Below are 18,221 nucleotides of genomic sequence, written 5' to 3' on the forward strand. Positions count from 1 at the left end.
ACCGCTAACAGCACTCTTCATAATGGTTAATTCTCAACGCATCGAACCCGCTCCCGGACAAGAATCAGTTTGGGATTATCCCCGTCCTCCTCTTTTGGAGGACACAAGCAAACATATCCAAATAATCTTTAACGGAGTAGTAATTGTAGATACTCACAGCGCCAAACGTGTTTTAGAAACCAGTCATCCTCCTTCTTACTACATTCCCCCAGCGGATATCAAAATGGAATATCTACAGATGACTCCGCAATCTAGCTTTTGTGAGTGGAAGGGAAGTGCTGTTTACTATACAATTCGAGTTGGTGATCAAGAAGTCCATAATGCTGCTTGGTTTTACCCAAATCCCACACCAGCCTTTGAATCTATCAAGGACTATGTAGCTTTTTATGCTCATTTAATGGATAAATGCTACGTTAATGGCGAAGAGGTGGAACCACAACCAGGTAACTTCTACGGCGGTTGGATAACCAGTGATATTGTTGGGCCATTTAAAGGCGCTCCTGGTACTTGGGGATGGTGAATCAATTTTAGATTTTGGATTTGTCGTCAGCGTTCAGTCCTTCCCTGACGCTACGCGTAGCTTGATTCCACGTTCGCGTAGCGTCCCGTAGGGAAGTGGTACGACAAGGCTCAGGAACCATCGAACGATTTTAAATTTTGGATTCAAAGCCAGTGAAGCGATGTTTTGCGCGTCTACGCCTGACGCTTCAAAAATTTTTTTCCTAAATCTTGATGAAAGTAGAAGTAGTACCGCATGATTTAACATGGCGCGGCAAATTTGAGGACGAATCAAAGAATGTTGCGCTTACACTAGGTGAAAATGTAGTTGCTATTCACCATATTGGCAGTACAGCAATTCCACATATCTACGCGAAACCCATTATTGATTTGTTGGTTGAAGTTGAAAACATCGCCAAAATAGATGATTGTACTTTGGGTATGCAAGGGTTAGGTTATGAAGTAATGGGCGAGTTCGGCATACCAGGTCGCCGCTTCTTTCGTAAAAATAATAAAACAGGCACAAGAACGCATCATATCCACACCTTCACGGCCAGATCATCGGAAGTAGAACGACACTTAGCATTTCGGGATTACATGATTGCACATCCCGAAGATGCCCAGAAATATAGTGAATTAAAACGTAAGTTAGCGAAACAGTATCCTAACGATATCATCGGATATATGGATGGGAAAGATGGGTTCATCAAAGAGATGGAAAAGAAAGCATTGGTATGGTGGACACTTGATAAATCTGAATAACATCAAGTTCGCGTGATTACTTATAATAATATCTATCAATGTAGGTTGGGTTGAACAATAGTGAAACCCAATATCAACAAGGATCAAATGTTGGGTTTCGTTCCTTAAACGCCACTTGCTACAAGTCGGGAAACCGCAAGGGCGCAGTCGCTCCCCAACCTACAGATATTATAAGTGTTGAACCGAACCTGATATTATAGCTATCTAGCAGCTTTCGCTTCAAACATCAAATACGTCCCTCCTAGCCCTTCCACAATTGTGCGTGTATTGGCAATCATCATTTTCTGATAAGTGTCCCCGTCGCTTCCTGGTTCACCAAGTCCCTCAGCATACAGGTTTCTGTCAGAAATGTTCACTTCAGCAACTCTTGCTACAGATTGAATTAAATTAGGATTAATTTCCACCTCAGCAAAAATTGTTGACACTTTAGCCCGTTTAATGTTTGTAGCCAAAGTTTTGACTCGTTCGGCTGTCAGTTTTTCGTTACTACTAATACTTTGCAATCCTCCTGTCAATGAAATACCGTATGCTTTGGCGTAATAACTCAGTGCATCAGAGGTTGTAACTAACTTACGTTCTTTAGTAGGAATACTGGCAATTCTTGACTTAATCCAGCTATCTAGTTGAGTGAGTTCATTTGTAATTTTTTTGGTATTACTGGTATAAGCCTCTGCATCACTAGATTGTAATTTTCTCAGATTACTATTAATTACCTCTACCATTCTGATCGCATTTTTGGTATTGTGCCAAAGATGAGGATCGCTTACATTCTTACCACCTGCCTGAAATTTTTGTGGCTTAGACACTGCCATCTGACCGACGGCTATTTTCGGTGCAGGGTTTTTACTCGCTTTAATTAACTTGATCAGATTTGGTTCAAAATTGTAACCAGTATAAAGAATCAGATTAGCTCGCTGAATGGCTTTACGATCTTCCGCTTTTGGTTTATAAAATTGCGGGTTGGCAGTAGGAGAAATTAAGCAGGTGAGGTTAACTGTATTTCCGGCAACCTGTCTGGTTAAGTCACATAGTACGCTTGTAGTCGCGACAACTTGGGGAAGATTCTCATTTACCTGGGTGCTAGTCTGAGTGAATGTAGTTCTTGCAGCTTGATTTCCACACCCAACAAATCCAATCGTCAAGGCAGCAAGAATAGCTTGGAAGAAATTATTCAATGGTGATTTTTTTGACATCCTCAACTCCTACTGGATGTATAAAAAAGATAATCATTATTGGTAAAGTATTAGTAAAATACCAGGAGGAAGTCTTTAGCAGGGAAGAGGTTAAGGGTTGACGGGAAAGCCTTCGGCAAAGAAAAGGGTAAAGGTTAAGGGAAGAGGAATTAATAGATTTTCTCCTTTATCACTTTCCCTTTTCCCAGTCCACACCCAGCAATTTTTGGTTGGTGAACCACTAGTGAGGTTTTTACAGGCAAAATATTAGTTAACTTCACACGACGGGCTGGAAAACTGGTAGAGGTAGGAGCACAATAATAAAGGCGATGCTGGGGAGTCTCCAAGGAGTGTAGTGTAGTCTCTCACCATCTGTTGAAGGGGTTATACCATTGTGCTTACATCCCACAAAGGTCGCAAATTGACTAGGATTATCAGGTTAAGGAGTGGGAGGTAGTAATGATGGGGCTTATTGATCATACGGGTTGATTTCGCAAACCGAGTCGTGAATCTAAGGCAATTGTAGCTGTGGTTTTGCGAGGTGGGGACATATCGTTGTGACAAAATTGGCAAATTGGCGATTTTTTAGCCATCAGCCTTTGTTAAACTAATTTTCACCTAGTAAAGCCTTTTAATAGCCCTGAGAACATCATCTAACTACTCTTTATTGCCAGAATCCAGGCTGTACTTGATGCCATAATTTTTATCCTCTAGTTTTTTGATCGTTAAATAAGAGCCAAATCAAGTATATAGAATAATTCCTCAAAGCTAATATTGGTTAAGATAAACAATGGTAATTTTAGTTGTCATAATTAACACCCTAATTTCGCTGATACTACTCTATGTAGCTTGGCGGGTGTGGCAACTTAAGCAGCAGCTAGCATACATAGCAGATAGGTTAACCGCCTATGAAAGTTGTACCCATGCAGCACTGAATAAAGCACCCGAAAATATTTATCTCAGCCAGCAGAATATTTATAACTTACGGCAGAGAAATCAAGTGCTACAAATGCAAATTCAACAAGTGCGGCAACTTATCAGTCTACTTTTGCTAGGACGGCAAATCTGGCAGCGTTATTTTCTGAAGCTAGAGTTAACATCTGGGAAAAGAACAGTTACAAAATGAGTTACGTCAGGTTCAGATGAAGATTTATGATCAGGGCTGACGGGGGGACACGGAGAGAATTTCGTAGTAAGATCCCACAGGGTGCATTGGCTTCTAGCGATCGCTTCTCCTTTCCATACCCTAATCTTAAGTAACCTAGCAAGATCGGCTACGGAACTACCCAAGATGTAATACAAACAGACGCACCCGAGAAGGCTTACCGGAGGTATGAAAACTTTGGGAGACAGGGGGAGTTTTGAATTATAAGTAATTAATGCTTTAGATATTAATCAATAAAAGCAACATTTCTCGCTCATATTTTGTCAGCATAGATTAACTGAATAAAATCGGTTGAGTCTTGCAAGGGGAGAAAACCCACCTAAAATAGGTGTAAGGAGAGAAACAACAAGATGTCTAATAACCGTTCTGGAGTATTTATTGGCGGTTTGATGCTGGGAGCTACCATCGGTGCTTTGACCGGTTTGCTCGTGGCTCCACGCACAGGGCGCGAAACGCGTAAAATTTTGAAAAAATCTGCCAATGCTATCCCAGAATTGGCAGAAGATTTATCAACGAGTGTGCAAATCCAGGCAGATCGTCTCTCTGCTAGCGCACTACGAAACTGGGATGAGACTTTAGATAGATTACGGGAAGCGCTAGCAGCTGGTGTAGATGCCAGTCAGCGAGAAAGCCAAGTCTTGAAGCGGCAAATATCTGTTGAAGACTCAGATTCGCTTCCCCAGCAATTAGAACGCTCATAAATGACACAACCGTGATTGAACCCCTGTTTTGGTTGGGACTTTCCTTACTTTTAGTCGCCACAAGCTTGACTGCGGTTTTAGTGGCGGCAATACCGGCTTTGCAGGAGTTAGCACGCGCGGCTCGCAGTGCAGAAAAGCTATTTGATACACTCTCGCGGGAGTTACCGCCCACTCTAGAAGCTATCCGCGTGACTGGCTTAGAAATCACTGACTTAACTGATGATGTCAGCGAAGGCGTAAAAAGTGCTAGTCAAGTCGCCAAACAAGTTGACCAAAGTCTTGATAGTGCAAGAAAACAGGCTCAAAATCTGCAAGTAGGTACACGCAGTATCTTTATTGGCGCCAAAGCTGCTTGGAAAAACTTCACGCGCCAAAAACCAGCGAGGCGAACTAGCGATCGCACCCCAATCAATGAAAAACCACCTCTAACGTTGCGAGAACGAGAAGTGCTGAGGCAAGAAAATCACCGCATCAAAGCAGAAGTGTACCGCGTTAATGACGGTTATAACGATGCCACTAGCTGGGAAAACAATTTTGATGATGAAGATTGAATTGGGGCATTAGGCATTGCTGATCTTCCTTGTTGCGGTGTCAAAACGTGCAAGAATATCTTGAGTATTTTAACTGATTGACAAAATGCACTTTATCTCAATTTTTGATAAATACCATTCCCCACTCTCCACTCACCAAAAACCTTTTGCTTTGATCCCCTAGATTAGAGTAAAGTAAACAAGTGTAAAGAACTATCATTTTTCTAGTACTCTTTTAAAATAACTTGTTCAGTTCTACCGTTGATATTTGTATAAAAACGCCCATGCAATCTTGTTTTTGGCGGCGAATTCTAGTATCTATTGCAATATTTTTCCTGGCTGGGTCAATTTGGGTCATGCATTCTCCCCCAGCACTGGCTTATGACAATCCTGAGTTACTTCCTGACACCTTTACCCCAGTTGTAGATTTAGCAAAATCTTTGCCTGTGCTGCAAGAGGAAAAGCTTGTCAAAGATTTAGATCAGTTTGAAGCCGATACGGGCTGGAAACTGCGAGTATTGACCCAGTATGACCGTACCCCAGGTAGGGCAGTTATAAAATATTGGGGTTTGGATGACAAAAGCATTCTACTAGTTGCCGATTCTCGTGGCGGTAACATCCTCAGTTTTAGTGTCGGCGATGCTGTTTATGAACTTTTACCCCGGACTTTCTGGATAGAACTGCAAACCCGCTTCGGTAATTTGTACTTTGTCCGCGAACAAGGCGAAGACCAAGCCATTCTGCAAGCCTTAGAATCGGTTAAAGGCTGTTTGCTCAAAGGTGGTTGCAATGTTGTCCCCGGACTGCCACGAGAGCAATGGATTCTCACCTTGATTACCTCAGTTATTGGTGGGGTGATTTGTGGATTTGCAGCTCAACCCCGCGAGAAAGGACAAGTTTTTGCTTGGCAATGGGCTTTAATTTTCTCACCTTTGTGGGGAATCTTGTTTATTGCCTTCGGTATTGGGCCAGTTGTGACACGCACAAGCGACTGGGTACCTTTAGTTCGCAATATCTCTGGGTTTCTCATTGGCGTCTTGGTTGCCTACCTATCTCCTATTTTCAGTCGGTCTTCTTCTAATAATGAGTTATGAGTAGCGAAGATTTGAGTGATTCAAGCTGCCGCTCAAACTTATCGCTGAGTTATGAGTTAATTAAAAATTAACTTATAACTTATAACTCCTAACTCTTAACTCTCTGAAGCTGATAAGCTGAAAGCTAATATTTGAGAAGCTCAACAAAAATGGAATGGCACGTAACTGATGCTCAAAGTTTAGCAATCATTGATAGTGAAATTGGCGATCATGTCTTTTCACCCGCAGAGTATGAGATTGTGCGTCGGGTAATCTACGCCACGGCTGATTTTGAGTATAAGTCTTTGATTCGCTTTTCTGAGCGTGCCTTGCAAGCTGGAGCAGCAGCACTAGCCGCACGTACTACGATTGTGGTAGATGTCCCGATGGTACAAGTAGGTATTGCCTACGACATTCAAAACACCTTTGCTAATCCGGTGTATTGCAGCATGGAAGCTGTAACACGTCCTCAAAAAGAAAAAACTCGCGCCGCATGGGGAATAGAAACCTTAGCGAAGCGTTATCCAGAGGGTATTTTTGTGGTGGGCCAAGCGCAAACGGCACTGACTGCACTGGTGGATTTAATTGAAGTTGAGGAAATTAGACCTGCTTTAATAATTGCAACTCCAGTGAGATTTATAAATGTTGATGAAGCTAAAAAGCGTTTACAAGACTCTCTAGTGCCTCACATTACAATTGACGGTCGCAAAGGTAATGCAGTTGTAGCAGCTGCGATCGTTGATGGATTGGTAGACTTGGCTTGGCAAGCCTATGGACAAGATGGAAATCGGGGGAGTTAGGAAAGCCAGCTTTATTGTATTTTGTATCCAAAAGAGTATTCAAAATCACTGAATATCCTGATATTTTTGTTAAGTAGTGCCGATAAAGGAGCCTTTTTTTGTGGTGATTCAAGGTTTCAGTTTAAGCGCATATCTTGCAATTCCTCTGGTATTAGGTCTTTTGGCTGAAGGAGAAAGTATAAAAGTATCTTTAATTAAAAACGTTCGTCAGGTATCCACTAACAAGGAAATTATCCTATCTAGTCGCAAGCTAATCAGCACTAAAGCGACACCGGAAACATACTATGTTAGTGGTACTGGAAACGACAAAAATAGCGGAGTTTCTTCTTCATCCCCTTTTAAGACCATTCAAAAGGCGGCAAATATTACGAAGCCTGGGGACACCGTACTAATTATGAACGGAGTGTACACGAATGCAAATCCGGGTGGGAACGTGGTATCTATTACTCGCTCTGGAACAGCAAATGCATGGATTAAGTTTAAAGCATATCCTGGACATTATCCGAAAATTCAGCACAATGGATGGAATGGAATTTTGATTGACAATGGAGCATCATATATTGAGATAAATGGGCTGGAGGTCGTAGGAAACAATGCCAACATAACCCTTGATTATGCGATGAGTCAAAAGAGTAACAAAGTAAACCCACTAACGAATGGAAACTGCATTAATGTAGATGGGCGAAAAAATGGTCGTAGTCACCATATACGTATTGTCAACAACAAGGTACATGGGTGTGGAGGAGCAGGGATTTCAGCGATTGAATCGGACTATGTGACAATAAGTAATAACGTGGTGTTCGATAATGCCTGGTACAGCGTTTATGGTTGCAGTGGCATTTCGATGTTAAACAATTGGAATTCTGACAACAATCGCGGATACAAGATGTTTGTTACCAACAACAAGTCCTACAATAATCGCATGTACATCCCTTGGATTGCGGTCGGAAAAATCACAGACGGTAATGGCATTATTATCGATAGCACAAGAAACGATCAGAATAACTCAACATTGGGTGCATATAAAGGACGTACTTTAGTTCAAAACAATCTTACATTTAATAATGGTGGCTCAGGTATTCATGCATTTTTAAGTGAGCATGTTGATATTCTAAATAACACAGGTGTTTTAAATAATCAAAGTCCAGAAATTAAAGGTAGTCAAATATATGCTCATACGTCATCTGATGTCAGAATTTTAAGGAACATTCTCTATGCTTTCCCTGGCAAAAATATTAACACTAACACTAAAAATAAAAACGTTATTTATGATTATAATATCTACATTAATAGTTCTAATATAAGTGTTAAGGGGTCTCACGATATTGTTGCAGACTCACAGTTTTTAAGCAAGTATCCCACTCTCGAAAAAATATCTGGCAATTGGAAATCGCGGCTAGATAAACAAAATCCGCCAACGCGGACTTATGTAGAGCCTAAGTCAGCAGCTTTTGCTTGTGGGACAGTGACTTATCGTTTGCAAGGGAAACTCATCAAAGTGGGATGCTCTCGTTAGCAAGAAGGCAAGAGGTACAGGGCAGGAGAGATTTATCCCGAATTAATCAAAATGCTCGAAACTCCTGGGCGACCTAGTACTTACGCATTGACGCAAAATACAAAGTATGAAGGGCTTGTAAAACCACATCTGTCGTAGGGGCACAGCAATGCTCATTAGTGTCAACTTAAGCTTAAACTCCTTTAAAACCTCGTTTCTAGCCAGAGGCTAGAAATGCTGCTCCTGGCGGCTCTGCCGCCAGCAAGAGAGGCGGAGCCTCAAGGACGAGCATTCCCAGTCTCCGACTGGGAACGAGGCAGACGAGGCAGTCTAAAAGCTAGTTCTAGACTTGCTTTCACGTTAAGTTGACACCAATGAGCTTTTTCTGTGCCCCTACAGCGCGGGTTTACCCATCGTCAAAGAACAATTAAGACCTGAAACGACCATTTTCGTGAATACATACCATGATTAATTTGTACAGTGCGTAAGTCCTATGACCGTCGGCAAGCTTTGCGGTTGAGAGCAAACTACCGAAATATTTGCGATATGCGGCTCGTAATTAGTGTGAGTATATCTCTTGCGCGTTTCTGAAAGAGAAGCCTATACTGATTACTTCTTCAATCCTCTTCTCTACGACGCCGCCGACGCGGGTTTTGTTGTTGGTCTTCACGCAAGCGGCGACCGACTTCGTTAAAGAAATCCCGCCGCAGACAAGGATAATCGCTAACCCACAGGTCACGATTAGGAAAGTATATATCGCTGAATTCTTCAATACTGCTTAAATCTGAGCGATTTGACATCACTACCATTTCTGCAATTTGACCGCGAGTAATAACTTTGTGAGCAGGACGTAATGGTGCTACAAACTCAATACTAAATCCTGTGTCATCACCGACCTCTAAGTTTAGCTGTTTTTCTCGGTTTTCTACAATCACCAATTCGCCTTTGTTGTTGACTGTTTCGGTTTTACCCATCAACTGGTCTGTAATCCACCAATCTAGGACTCGACCACGGAAAAAGCCGCCGTACTTATAACGGCGGCATTGTAAATTCCGCATACTTGCTTGAAACACTGGATACCACAGCCAAAAAAAAGCGCTAATTATTCCTAGCACAAATACTATTGAAGCAAACTCAAGCTTGAAAACAACTGTTACAAGCAAAATAGCAACTACGGCAACTACAGAAATTAACAGCCGTTGCAAAAAATTTGAGAACTTTCCCCAGTAGTACTTGTATTGCAAACCAGTGGCAATTAGGGGGACAACTTGTTCAAATTTCTGGCGAGTCAGTGGTACTAACATGAGTGCCCAATTGTATGTTTAAAGTATCTTTTCTAATCCATATACTAACGACTTGAGCGCTAAGACTTTGCGAATCGCTAGTAACACTCCTGGCATATAACAACCGCGATCGCTCGTATCATGTCGTAAAGTATAAATCTGTCCCGCTGCGCCAAAAATAACTTCCTGATGGGCAATCAATCCCGGCAAGCGCACACTATGAATTCTAATCCCTTCATCTGCTATACTGCCTCTAGCTCCTGGCAATTTCTCCGTTTCTTCTACAACAGCCGGATTAAAAGTTTTACCTAATTCTCCTAATAACTGCGCTGTTTGAATCGCAGTACCACTGGGAGCATCAGCTTTTTGGTTGTGATGCAGTTCGATAATTTCTACATGGTCAAAATATTTGGAAGCTGCGATCGCGGCTTGTTGCAACAGTACCATGCCAATGGAGAAGTTAGGAATAATTAGACAACCGGTGCTAGCTTTGTCGGCAAAGTCTGCCAAGTCTTGAATTTGTTTTGGACTTAAGCCAGTGGTGCCGACTACAGGACGAATACCGTAAGCGATCGCACTGCGAATATTGTCATAAACTGAGTCAGGATGGGTAAAGTCTACAATCACCCCTGGAGGCGATTTTCTGTCACCAGCCACATACCCCAACATCGGTTCTAATTGATTGGTAATCGGCACTTCCAGAGGTTCGCTTAAACCCGCCAACTCTCCAGCATCTTTATCTTGATGTTCCAAACTGTGGTCAATTGCACCCACTAAGTTTAAGTCAGGCGCAAGAGCCACCGCCTTAATCACCTCACGGCCCATTTTGCCAGCAGCACCGTTGACAATAACCGGGATAGGAGCTTGATTCGTCATAGGTCGAGAAATACTTTTTGAGTCAACAAGGGAATTGTAAAGACTTTGGTGATCTAGTAGCTAGCTTCTCAAATCTCTGGCTTAATTTCCGACTACCCAGATTTGTGCAGCTAATCGCTCAGTTTTTCTACTCTCCAAAAGATCGCTTCTCATTTTCATCCCACTATCTTAGCCCTGGAGCTTAGACCAAAAGCAAATATATAAAATGAAATCTTAAAATGCCCCCTTAGAGGATTGCGGTTTTTATCACAATAGGTTTTATTAAAACGTTACGTCAATTAAATAATCTTCACGAGTCTAAACGAAATAGGTAGGTTCTGTTTTTTGCCGCTAATACAGCCCTATTCGTTTTCAGCAAACAAAAATCTGCCTTTAAAGAGAAAATCCATGTTATCAGGTTTTTTGCGTGTTTTCAACGATAGTTCCAAAAACGTTAGACGTAAAGTTATCAACATTTATGCGTTCCTGATTAGCGTGAATATTTTGGTTTGGGTAGTTGCCCTCATTGCATTTCACAATTACCCTCTTCTACTTGGCACTGCCGTATTAGCTTATAGCTTTGGTCTGCGTCATGCTGTAGATGCCGATCATATTGCGGCGATTGACAACGTTACCCGCAAATTGATGCAGGAGAATAAACGACCTGTTGCTGTTGGGTTCTTTTTTTCACTGGGTCATTCTACTATTGTGGTTTTAGCCTCTGTTGCGATCGCTTTGACCGCCGCAACCATCCAAAAGGACTTTCCTGACTTTCAAAAGGTTGGCGGGTTAATTGGCACTACTGTTTCGGCACTTTTCCTACTGGCAATTGCAGCGATTAATATGGTGGTGCTGTGGGATGTCTATAAAACCTTCCAAAGCGTAAAGCGGGGAGGAATCTACGATGATCAGTCCTTAGACGAATTTTTAAACCAACGTGGGTTGTTGGGTCGCTTCTTCCGTCCCTTGTTTCGGCTGATAGATAGTAGCTGGAAAATGTACCCTTTGGGTTTTCTTTTCGGTTTAGGCTTCGATACAGCAACTGAGGTAGGACTGCTTGGGATCTCTGCAAGTCAAGCAGCTAAAGGTCTGCCGATTTGGTCGATCCTATTGTTCCCAGCTTTGTTTACAGCAGGTATGTCCCTAGTTGACACTACAGACGGTATTTTAATGCTTGGTGCTTATGGCTGGGCTTATGTAAAACCAATCCGCAAGCTCTACTACAACATGACCATCACCTTTGTTTCTGTACTGGTTGCTGTAATCATCGGAGGGATTGAAGCTCTGAGCATCATTGGCGATCAGTTAGAACTGAAAGGTTCGTTTTGGGATCTTATTAGTAAACTAAGTGATAATTTTGGCGCAATTGGCTACTTGATCATTGGTATCTTTGTCTTAAGTTGGTTACTCTCGACTTTGATCTACAAAGTCAAGAAGTACGATGAGTTGGAGGTTACTACCACTACAACCCCTAAGCAGACAAGGGATAAGGGAATAGATAGAGATTAAAGGAGATGATCAATCGTCTCACGCCGAAGTCCAAAATCTTCAAGCCCCTGACTTGACTACGGGTCAATCCAAAAACGCTCAAAGACTCGCTAACGCTACCAGGACTTACGCATAAGCAACGGAAAATCGAACCACATAGGACGCAGAGGACAGCGAGGAATAAGAGTTTGAGAGGTTTTTGCGTAAGTCCTAGCTACGAAGAAAGTAAATCCAAAATCGGTTGACTTCTGAATTCTTGTTCAAGGAAACTTCCTCTCTCGCACTTCCAAAGCATAATCTTGCACAGCTTTGGTAATCGTCTCGCGCAAATTTGTGTAAACTTTGGCGAATGGTGGATGCTTCTCTGCCAGTCCCAGGACATCTGAGGTAACTAAAACTTGTCCATCGCAGTGAATTCCCGCACCGATACCAATTGTCGGAATAGTAAGTTTTTGTGTAATCTGCATTGCCAAATCTGCGGGTATATGCTCTAACACTAGAGAAAATACACCCGCTTGTTCGAGAGCGATCGCTTGTTGTAAAATCTTCTCACTAGCTTCTTGCGTCTTTCCTTGTTGTCGCAAACCCAGTTGATGTACTGATTGCGGTGTCAAACCCAGATGACCCATTACTGGAATTCCGGCTTCTACTAAACGAGCCACAGTTTCAGCGATCGCTGGATAACCGCCTTCCAATTTTACCGCTTGAGCGCCCGTTTCCTTCAGTACCCGCCCAGCCGAGTGCATCGCTTGTTGCAGACTTTCTTGATACGTCAAAAATGGTAAATCTACAACTACTAATGCGCGTTTAACCCCCCGGCGCACCGATTTGGCGTGATAGATAATTTCATCCAAAGTTATTGGCAGTGTTGTTTCATACCCTAGAACTACTGCCATAGAGTCACCCACGAGGATTAAGTCTACACCAGCTGCGTCGAGGAGTTGAGCGATCGCATAATCCCAGGCGGTCAACGCCACAATTGAACGTCCCTGTTGTTTCCATTGAATTAATTGCTGGGTAGTGATTGCCATTTTTCTCGGTGGGGAGTAGGGAGTCCTGAGTTAGAAGTTAAAAATTAGGAGTGAGGAGTTTTGAATTTAAAAATTTTTTAACTTATAACTCCTAACTCATAACTCTTAACTAATCATTTAACAGCGCGACTGAAAGCAAGATGGGGTTTTGCACTGTTCGTTTTGGGCATTAACCAAGCTAGACCTTGACTAGTGCCGATCCATAATTTATTGGCGATGTCAGGTGCAAGGGTAAGAACCCGACTAGAAGGAAGTCCAGCAACTTCTGCGTCTAACACAGCTCCTGTATTTGGATTTAATCGTAACAAACCATTACTAGTCCCAACCCAGACACTACCATCTTTCGCAAAACGTATCGCTGTGACGTCACGCCCGCGCAGGCGAGTCACAGACCGCAACACTGCACCAGTTTTTGGATTAATAACTAGCAAATTATTTGGCATTCCCGCCCAAATTAACCCTTCTGGACTAATAGCCAAAGCTTGTACAGTCGTCCCTGGTAAATCGACTATCCGCTTCATAATCGCAGCAGTAGCAGTATTTACCCGCACCAATCCCTCAAGAGTGCCTACCCACAGTTGACCTTCAGCATCTAAAGTCAGGGTGTTAGCGCTGACACCAGGCAGATTTTTTAATGTTGTCATAATCAAACCTTGGTCGGGACTAATTAAAGCTAAACCGCTATCGGTTCCAGTCCACAAATAACCCCGTTTGTCAAGTAACAGTGACAATACCCGTTTAGAAGGCAAAAATAAATTCTGCGCGGTGATTTCGCTAGTGCGGGGGTCTACTCGGATTAGTCCCTCATAACTTCCCACCCACAAGCGTCCTACTTTGTCTTGGGCTAAAGCACCAATGGTAACATTCGGTAAACTAACACGAGAAATTATCTTGCCAGTTTTAGGATCAATCCGCGATAGTCCGCGCCAAGAACCTACCCAAAGATTGCCTGTAACGTCTTCCAGTAAGTTACTGACACGATAATCAGTTTCTGGCGAATGTTCTTGGACTCCTCGCTCATTGGGTAAGGGTTCTACTCGTGGAGGCGGTGCGGAAGGTGGGTAAGCGGGGGTTACATCAGATGAATTAATGTCAGGCGTTTTTTGTGCCCATCCCATATTTGGCGAAGCTATCAACCCTAGCAGGATAGAAGTAATTAATAAACTAGTACGCTTGCAAAACAATACCACGGTGACATTTCCTTTGGAGACAGTACCCATAGCCGTTACCTAAACTGGCTTTGGGTTAATTTCAGTGTTCCCCTAGCTAGGATTTTTTAAACATCGAGGAATAGGGATTGGGGAATAGGAAATAAATATTTAGGAATACTTTCTCATTACCTAACACCTACTCCCCACTCCCCACATACCATTAATGGCACTTTGTAAAGCATTTGTAACAAAAAGTTTAAATCATTATGTAATAACAAAATTAAATAGATAAGTTAAAAACTTTCAAAGAATAACTTATCGAATTCTTGATATATTGTGAAATAAGTTACAAATCACGTGGTGTGCAATTCTTTATATCTTTCGCTCACCACTCTGCTAAATCTCTGTCAAGTAAATTCTTTTCTGGTATCTTTTCCATCAAGGGGAAAGATATAAGGAGTGCAAAGGCGGGAATGTGTGCCAGCCAGCCCAATGTCTTGAATACCCAATTTATGGGGGAATTATCTAAATCAAGCCGCAAAACGCGGAAGTTTTGGTGAAATTGAGAAGGTTTAGTTGGGTGCGAAGAAGAGGTAAAAAAGAATTTTGATTTTTAGCAAGAGGGAACAGTAGAAGCGCTAGGTCGTGTACCCCTAGAAGGGGAAAACACTGGTGAGGAGGGCTACCACCGGGACCATTGTGTCCGCCGCAAAAAAACTGCTAACCTCTGCCAAAGGCAACTCCTAACAAAAATTTTTCCTGATCTTCCCCTCGCTCAAGGGGGCAAGAGCGGGGTGAGGGGAAGTTGCACGAAACGTGATTTGATAATTAAAAAGAGTGATTTCAGGGAAGGATAAAATTATGTCTTACGCTCAAACGAAGACTCAGAGCAAATCTGGGTATAAAGCCGGGGTTCAAGATTACAGACTAACTTATTACACACCGGATTACACACCAAAAGATACCGATCTTCTAGCTGCGTTCCGTATGACACCTCAGCCTGGTGTTCCTCCCGAAGAAGCAGGTGCGGCTGTTGCGGCTGAATCTTCCACAGGTACTTGGACAACTGTGTGGACAGATTTGCTCACCGACCTCGATCGCTACAAAGGTCGTTGCTATGATATCGAACCAGTTCCCGGCGAAGACAACCAGTACATCTGTTACGTTGCCTATCCTTTGGACTTGTTTGAAGAAGGCTCTGTAACCAACGTATTGACCTCAATTGTCGGTAACGTATTTGGTTTCAAAGCTTTGCGGGCACTGCGTTTAGAAGACATCCGCTTTCCAGTAGCTTACATCAAGACCTTCCAAGGGCCTCCTCACGGTATCCAAGTTGAGCGCGACAAGTTAAACAAATACGGTCGTCCTTTGTTGGGTTGTACCATTAAGCCCAAATTGGGTCTTTCCGCTAAGAACTACGGACGCGCTGTATACGAGTGTTTACGCGGTGGTTTGGACTTCACCAAAGACGACGAAAACATCAACTCCGCACCATTCCAAAGATGGCGCGATCGCTTTTTGTTCGTAGCTGAAGCTATCAACAAAGCTCAAGCAGAAACCGGTGAAATTAAAGGTCACTACCTAAACGTCACCGCTCCTACCTGTGAAGAAATGCTGAAGCGGGCTGAGTACGCCAAAGAACTCAAAATGCCCATTATCATGCATGACTACCTCACCGCAGGTTTCACCGCCAACACCACATTGTCTCGTTGGTGCCGTGATAACGGTATCCTGTTGCACATTCACCGTGCGATGCACGCTGTAATTGACCGTCAAAAGAACCACGGTATCCACTTCCGGGTATTGGCTAAAGCCCTCCGTTTGTCTGGTGGCGATCACATCCACACTGGTACAGTAGTTGGTAAGTTGGAAGGTGAGCGCGGCATCACAATGGGCTTCGTTGACCTGTTGCGTGAAAACTACATTGAGCAAGACAAGTCTCGTGGTATTTACTTTACCCAAGACTGGGCTTCTCTACCTGGTGTAATGGCAGTTGCTTCTGGTGGTATCCACGTATGGCACATGCCCGCGCTAGTAGAAATCTTTGGTGATGACTCCGTACTACAATTCGGTGGTGGTACTCTGGGACACCCTTGGGGTAATGCTCCTGGTGCAACCGCTAACCGCGTCGCCTTGGAAGCCGTTGTTCAAGCTCGTAACGAAGGCCGCAACTTGGCTCGTGAAGGTAACGATATCATCCGCGAAGCTGCCAAGTGGTCTCCTGAACTGGCTGTAGCTTGCGAACTCTGGAAAGAAATCAAGTTCGAGTTTGAAGCAATGGATACCGTCTGATCTGAGTTAACAGTTAAGAGTTAAGAGTTAAGAGTTAGGATTTGGATTAATTCATAACTCATAACTCATAATTCATAACTCTTTAGGGCTGGGGTCAAGCATGAATCTTAAGCAAATTGCGAAGGACACAGCCAAAACTCTCCAAAGCTATCTGACTTATCAGGCTCTAAGGACAGTATTGGCACAGCTAGGCGAAACGAATCCGCCATTAGAACTTTGGTTGCATAACTTTTCGTCTGGCAAAATTCAGAATGGTGAGTCATACATTGAACAACTGTTGCGAGAAAAACCAGATTTGGCTTTGCGAATCATGACTGTCAGAGAACACATTGCCGAAGAAATTGCCGAATTTTTACCGGAAATGGTTCGCACTGGCATTCAGCAAGCCAACATGGAACAGCGTCGCCAGCATTTAGAACGCATCACACGGATAGACACATCTAACCCCAGTCTGCAACCAGAACAGCAAGCAACTTCAGATCAGAATTTGGATAACTTATCCAATTAGTTCGGTCAACCTAGTAGTAAAAAATCGCAACCCATTATCAAAAGCTATGCAAACTTTACCAAAAGAGCGTCGTTACGAAACCCTTTCTTATCTCCCACCTCTGACTGATGCTCAAATTGCCAAGCAAATCCAGTACATTTTGAATCAAGGTTACATTCCAGCGATCGAGTTTAACGAAACTTCTGAGCCAACAGAATTATATTGGACAATGTGGAAGTTGCCTTTGTTCGGTGCTAAATCCACTCAAGAAGTATTGAGCGAAGTCCAAGGATGCCGTTCTCAATTCAACACCAGCTATATCCGGGTTGTGGGTTTTGACAACATCAAGCAGTGCCAAATTCTCAGCTTTCTTGTTCACAAACCCAACAAACCCAACAAATACTAAAGCTAGCAAGCTTTAAGTAATTGGTTTATCCCCATAGGAGAGGTAGAATTATCTGCCTCTCCTATTTACTAGATTTGTTTTTAAACGCAGAGGGACGCAGAGGTTTACGCATAGGCGCTTCGCCAGGGGCACGGAGTTATTCTCTGTCTGCCTCTATGTTTTTTAACAGAGTAATAGAAGAGGAGAGCGTTAGGGCGACTAGCAGACCATTAAGACTATACAAAATTACGATTAGAGGTGAACCCAAGTAGTTCAGTAAGTATTTGCCGACATTTGGGCATTTATACCTCACCATCTAATGCATTATCCGAAGCGTCCCAGTTGGTGGGAGAATTAAAGACGATAAATGATGCATTGGATGGTGTTATCTCCAGCCCAAAGGAATCTGTATAAATGTGGAAACGAATTGTATTAATTTTGTTATTGGTGTTGAGCTTCAGTCTAAGTAATTCTGATGTTGCGGCTGCGGCTGGACTCAAAAGCTTTGTAGACAGTAGTGATGGCTATCAGTTTTTATATCCTAACGGCTGGCTGCCAGTTAAAGTTGCCGATGGCCCAGATGTGGTTTTCCACGATTTGATTGAGGTGTCTGAAAATATTTCGGTTGTAATTAGCCCAGTTCCAGAAGGCAAAACTTTGTCAGAATTGGGAACCCCAACAGAAGTAGGATATAAATTAGGAAAAGCAGCTCTTGCGCCTCCTGACTCTGGTCGTTCGGCTGAATTAGTCAATGCCGGACAGCGAGAAGTAGACGGTAAAACATACTACCTTTTAGAGTACGAAGTTAAACTCCCCAATCAACAGCAACGACACAACATTGCCAGTGTCGCTGTTAGCCGTGGTAAACTTTTTACCTTCAACGCCTCAATTCCTGAGAAACGCTGGCAGAGAGTTAAACGAATGATTGATGAGGTTGTCAATTCTTTTTCTGTCTATTAATTGGGGAGTAAGAATTTTAGATTTTAGATTTTGGATTTTAGATTGAAATTTAATTCAAAATCTAAAATTGAATTGGCCAATACCCAATTACCA

18 protein-coding genes are annotated in these 18,221 nt (G+C 42.8%); 13 read left to right on the top strand and 5 right to left on the bottom strand.

Going from position 1 to position 18,221, the window contains the following annotated elements; all coding sequences use genetic code 11:
* The first annotated feature begins 22 nt into the window (after positions 1–22).
* Positions 23–520, top strand: coding sequence for a DUF427 domain-containing protein (locus V7K62_RS12145; protein WP_334864175.1), 498 nt, complete (start codon positions 23–25; stop codon positions 518–520).
* Between the two features lie 212 nt (positions 521–732).
* Positions 733–1,260, top strand: coding sequence for a GrpB family protein (locus V7K62_RS12150; RefSeq protein ID WP_334864176.1), 528 nt, complete (start codon positions 733–735; stop codon positions 1,258–1,260).
* Positions 1,261–1,460: 200 nt separating this feature from the next.
* Here the strand turns inward: V7K62_RS12150 and V7K62_RS12155 are convergent, their stop codons facing one another.
* Entirely contained in the window at positions 1,461–2,453 is a 993-nt protein-coding gene (locus tag V7K62_RS12155; protein WP_334864177.1) for a metal ABC transporter solute-binding protein, Zn/Mn family, read from the bottom strand.
* Between the two features lie 769 nt (positions 2,454–3,222).
* Here V7K62_RS12155 and V7K62_RS12160 point away from each other — a divergent pair.
* The 6 genes from V7K62_RS12160 to V7K62_RS12185 all read left to right on the top strand — a co-directional run bounded on the left by V7K62_RS12160 (position 3,223) and on the right by V7K62_RS12185 (position 8,217).
* Positions 3,223–3,558 (top strand): hypothetical protein, encoded by a 336-nt coding sequence (locus tag V7K62_RS12160; protein WP_334864178.1) that lies wholly within the window; start codon positions 3,223–3,225, stop codon positions 3,556–3,558.
* 389 nt (positions 3,559–3,947) lie between these two features.
* The gene (locus tag V7K62_RS12165; RefSeq protein ID WP_334864179.1) at positions 3,948–4,298 is read left to right on the top strand and encodes a YtxH domain-containing protein; all 351 of its coding nucleotides are present in this window, start codon (positions 3,948–3,950) and stop codon (positions 4,296–4,298) included.
* A gap of 11 nt (positions 4,299–4,309) precedes the next feature.
* Complete coding sequence (locus V7K62_RS12170; RefSeq protein WP_334864181.1) at positions 4,310–4,849, top strand: DUF948 domain-containing protein; 540 nt, start codon at positions 4,310–4,312, stop codon at positions 4,847–4,849.
* 263 nt (positions 4,850–5,112) lie between these two features.
* A complete protein-coding gene (locus V7K62_RS12175) occupies positions 5,113–5,922 on the top strand; it encodes a TPM domain-containing protein (protein ID WP_334864182.1) in 810 nt (269 codons plus the stop codon).
* Between the two features lie 149 nt (positions 5,923–6,071).
* Complete coding sequence (locus tag V7K62_RS12180) at positions 6,072–6,701, top strand: precorrin-8X methylmutase (RefSeq protein WP_334864183.1); 630 nt, start codon at positions 6,072–6,074, stop codon at positions 6,699–6,701.
* Positions 6,702–6,801: 100 nt separating this feature from the next.
* Complete coding sequence (locus tag V7K62_RS12185) at positions 6,802–8,217, top strand: right-handed parallel beta-helix repeat-containing protein (protein ID WP_334864184.1); 1,416 nt, start codon at positions 6,802–6,804, stop codon at positions 8,215–8,217.
* Positions 8,218–8,813: 596 nt separating this feature from the next.
* Here V7K62_RS12185 and V7K62_RS12190 read toward each other — a convergent pair.
* Together V7K62_RS12190 and dapB are read right to left on the bottom strand one after the other, a co-directional pair.
* Complete coding sequence (locus tag V7K62_RS12190) at positions 8,814–9,500, bottom strand: phosphate ABC transporter permease (protein ID WP_334864185.1); 687 nt, start codon at positions 9,498–9,500, stop codon at positions 8,814–8,816.
* An 18-nt stretch (positions 9,501–9,518) separates the two neighbouring features.
* The gene (gene dapB / locus V7K62_RS12195; protein ID WP_334864186.1) at positions 9,519–10,355 is read right to left on the bottom strand and encodes a 4-hydroxy-tetrahydrodipicolinate reductase; all 837 of its coding nucleotides are present in this window, start codon (positions 10,353–10,355) and stop codon (positions 9,519–9,521) included.
* Positions 10,356–10,742: 387 nt separating this feature from the next.
* Between dapB and V7K62_RS12200 the strand changes: the two genes are divergently transcribed.
* A complete protein-coding gene (locus V7K62_RS12200) occupies positions 10,743–11,843 on the top strand; it encodes a HoxN/HupN/NixA family nickel/cobalt transporter (RefSeq protein ID WP_334864187.1) in 1,101 nt (366 codons plus the stop codon).
* Between the two features lie 239 nt (positions 11,844–12,082).
* Here V7K62_RS12200 and panB read toward each other — a convergent pair whose 3' ends face one another.
* Positions 12,083–12,853 (bottom strand): 3-methyl-2-oxobutanoate hydroxymethyltransferase, encoded by a 771-nt coding sequence (gene panB / locus V7K62_RS12205; protein WP_334864188.1) that lies wholly within the window; start codon positions 12,851–12,853, stop codon positions 12,083–12,085.
* A gap of 113 nt (positions 12,854–12,966) precedes the next feature.
* Positions 12,967–14,073: a ligand-binding sensor domain-containing protein gene (locus V7K62_RS12210; protein ID WP_334864189.1), complete on the bottom strand. Its 1,107-nt coding sequence runs from the start codon at positions 14,071–14,073 to the stop codon at positions 12,967–12,969.
* 792 nt (positions 14,074–14,865) lie between these two features.
* On the opposite strand from V7K62_RS12210, the gene V7K62_RS12215 reads away from it, so the two are divergent.
* The 4 genes from V7K62_RS12215 (at position 14,866) to psbP (ending at position 18,128) form a co-directional block, all read left to right on the top strand.
* On the top strand, positions 14,866–16,296 hold the full coding sequence (locus tag V7K62_RS12215) for a form I ribulose bisphosphate carboxylase large subunit (protein ID WP_094350138.1): 1,431 nt from the start codon (positions 14,866–14,868) through the stop codon (positions 16,294–16,296).
* Between the two features lie 100 nt (positions 16,297–16,396).
* Positions 16,397–16,804 carry a RuBisCO chaperone RbcX gene (gene rcbX, locus V7K62_RS12220; protein WP_334864190.1) on the top strand — a complete coding sequence of 136 codons (408 nt, stop codon included), beginning with the start codon at positions 16,397–16,399 and terminating at the stop codon, positions 16,802–16,804.
* 46 nt (positions 16,805–16,850) lie between these two features.
* The gene (locus tag V7K62_RS12225) at positions 16,851–17,189 is read left to right on the top strand and encodes a ribulose bisphosphate carboxylase small subunit (RefSeq protein WP_334864191.1); all 339 of its coding nucleotides are present in this window, start codon (positions 16,851–16,853) and stop codon (positions 17,187–17,189) included.
* Positions 17,190–17,582: 393 nt separating this feature from the next.
* Entirely contained in the window at positions 17,583–18,128 is a 546-nt protein-coding gene (gene psbP / locus V7K62_RS12230) for a photosystem II reaction center PsbP (RefSeq protein ID WP_334864192.1), read from the top strand.
* The last annotated feature ends 93 nt before the right edge of the window (positions 18,129–18,221 follow it).

It is taken from the genome of Nostoc sp. (genome assembly GCF_036917935.1).
Classification (GTDB): domain Bacteria; phylum Cyanobacteriota; class Cyanobacteriia; order Cyanobacteriales; family Nostocaceae; genus Nostoc.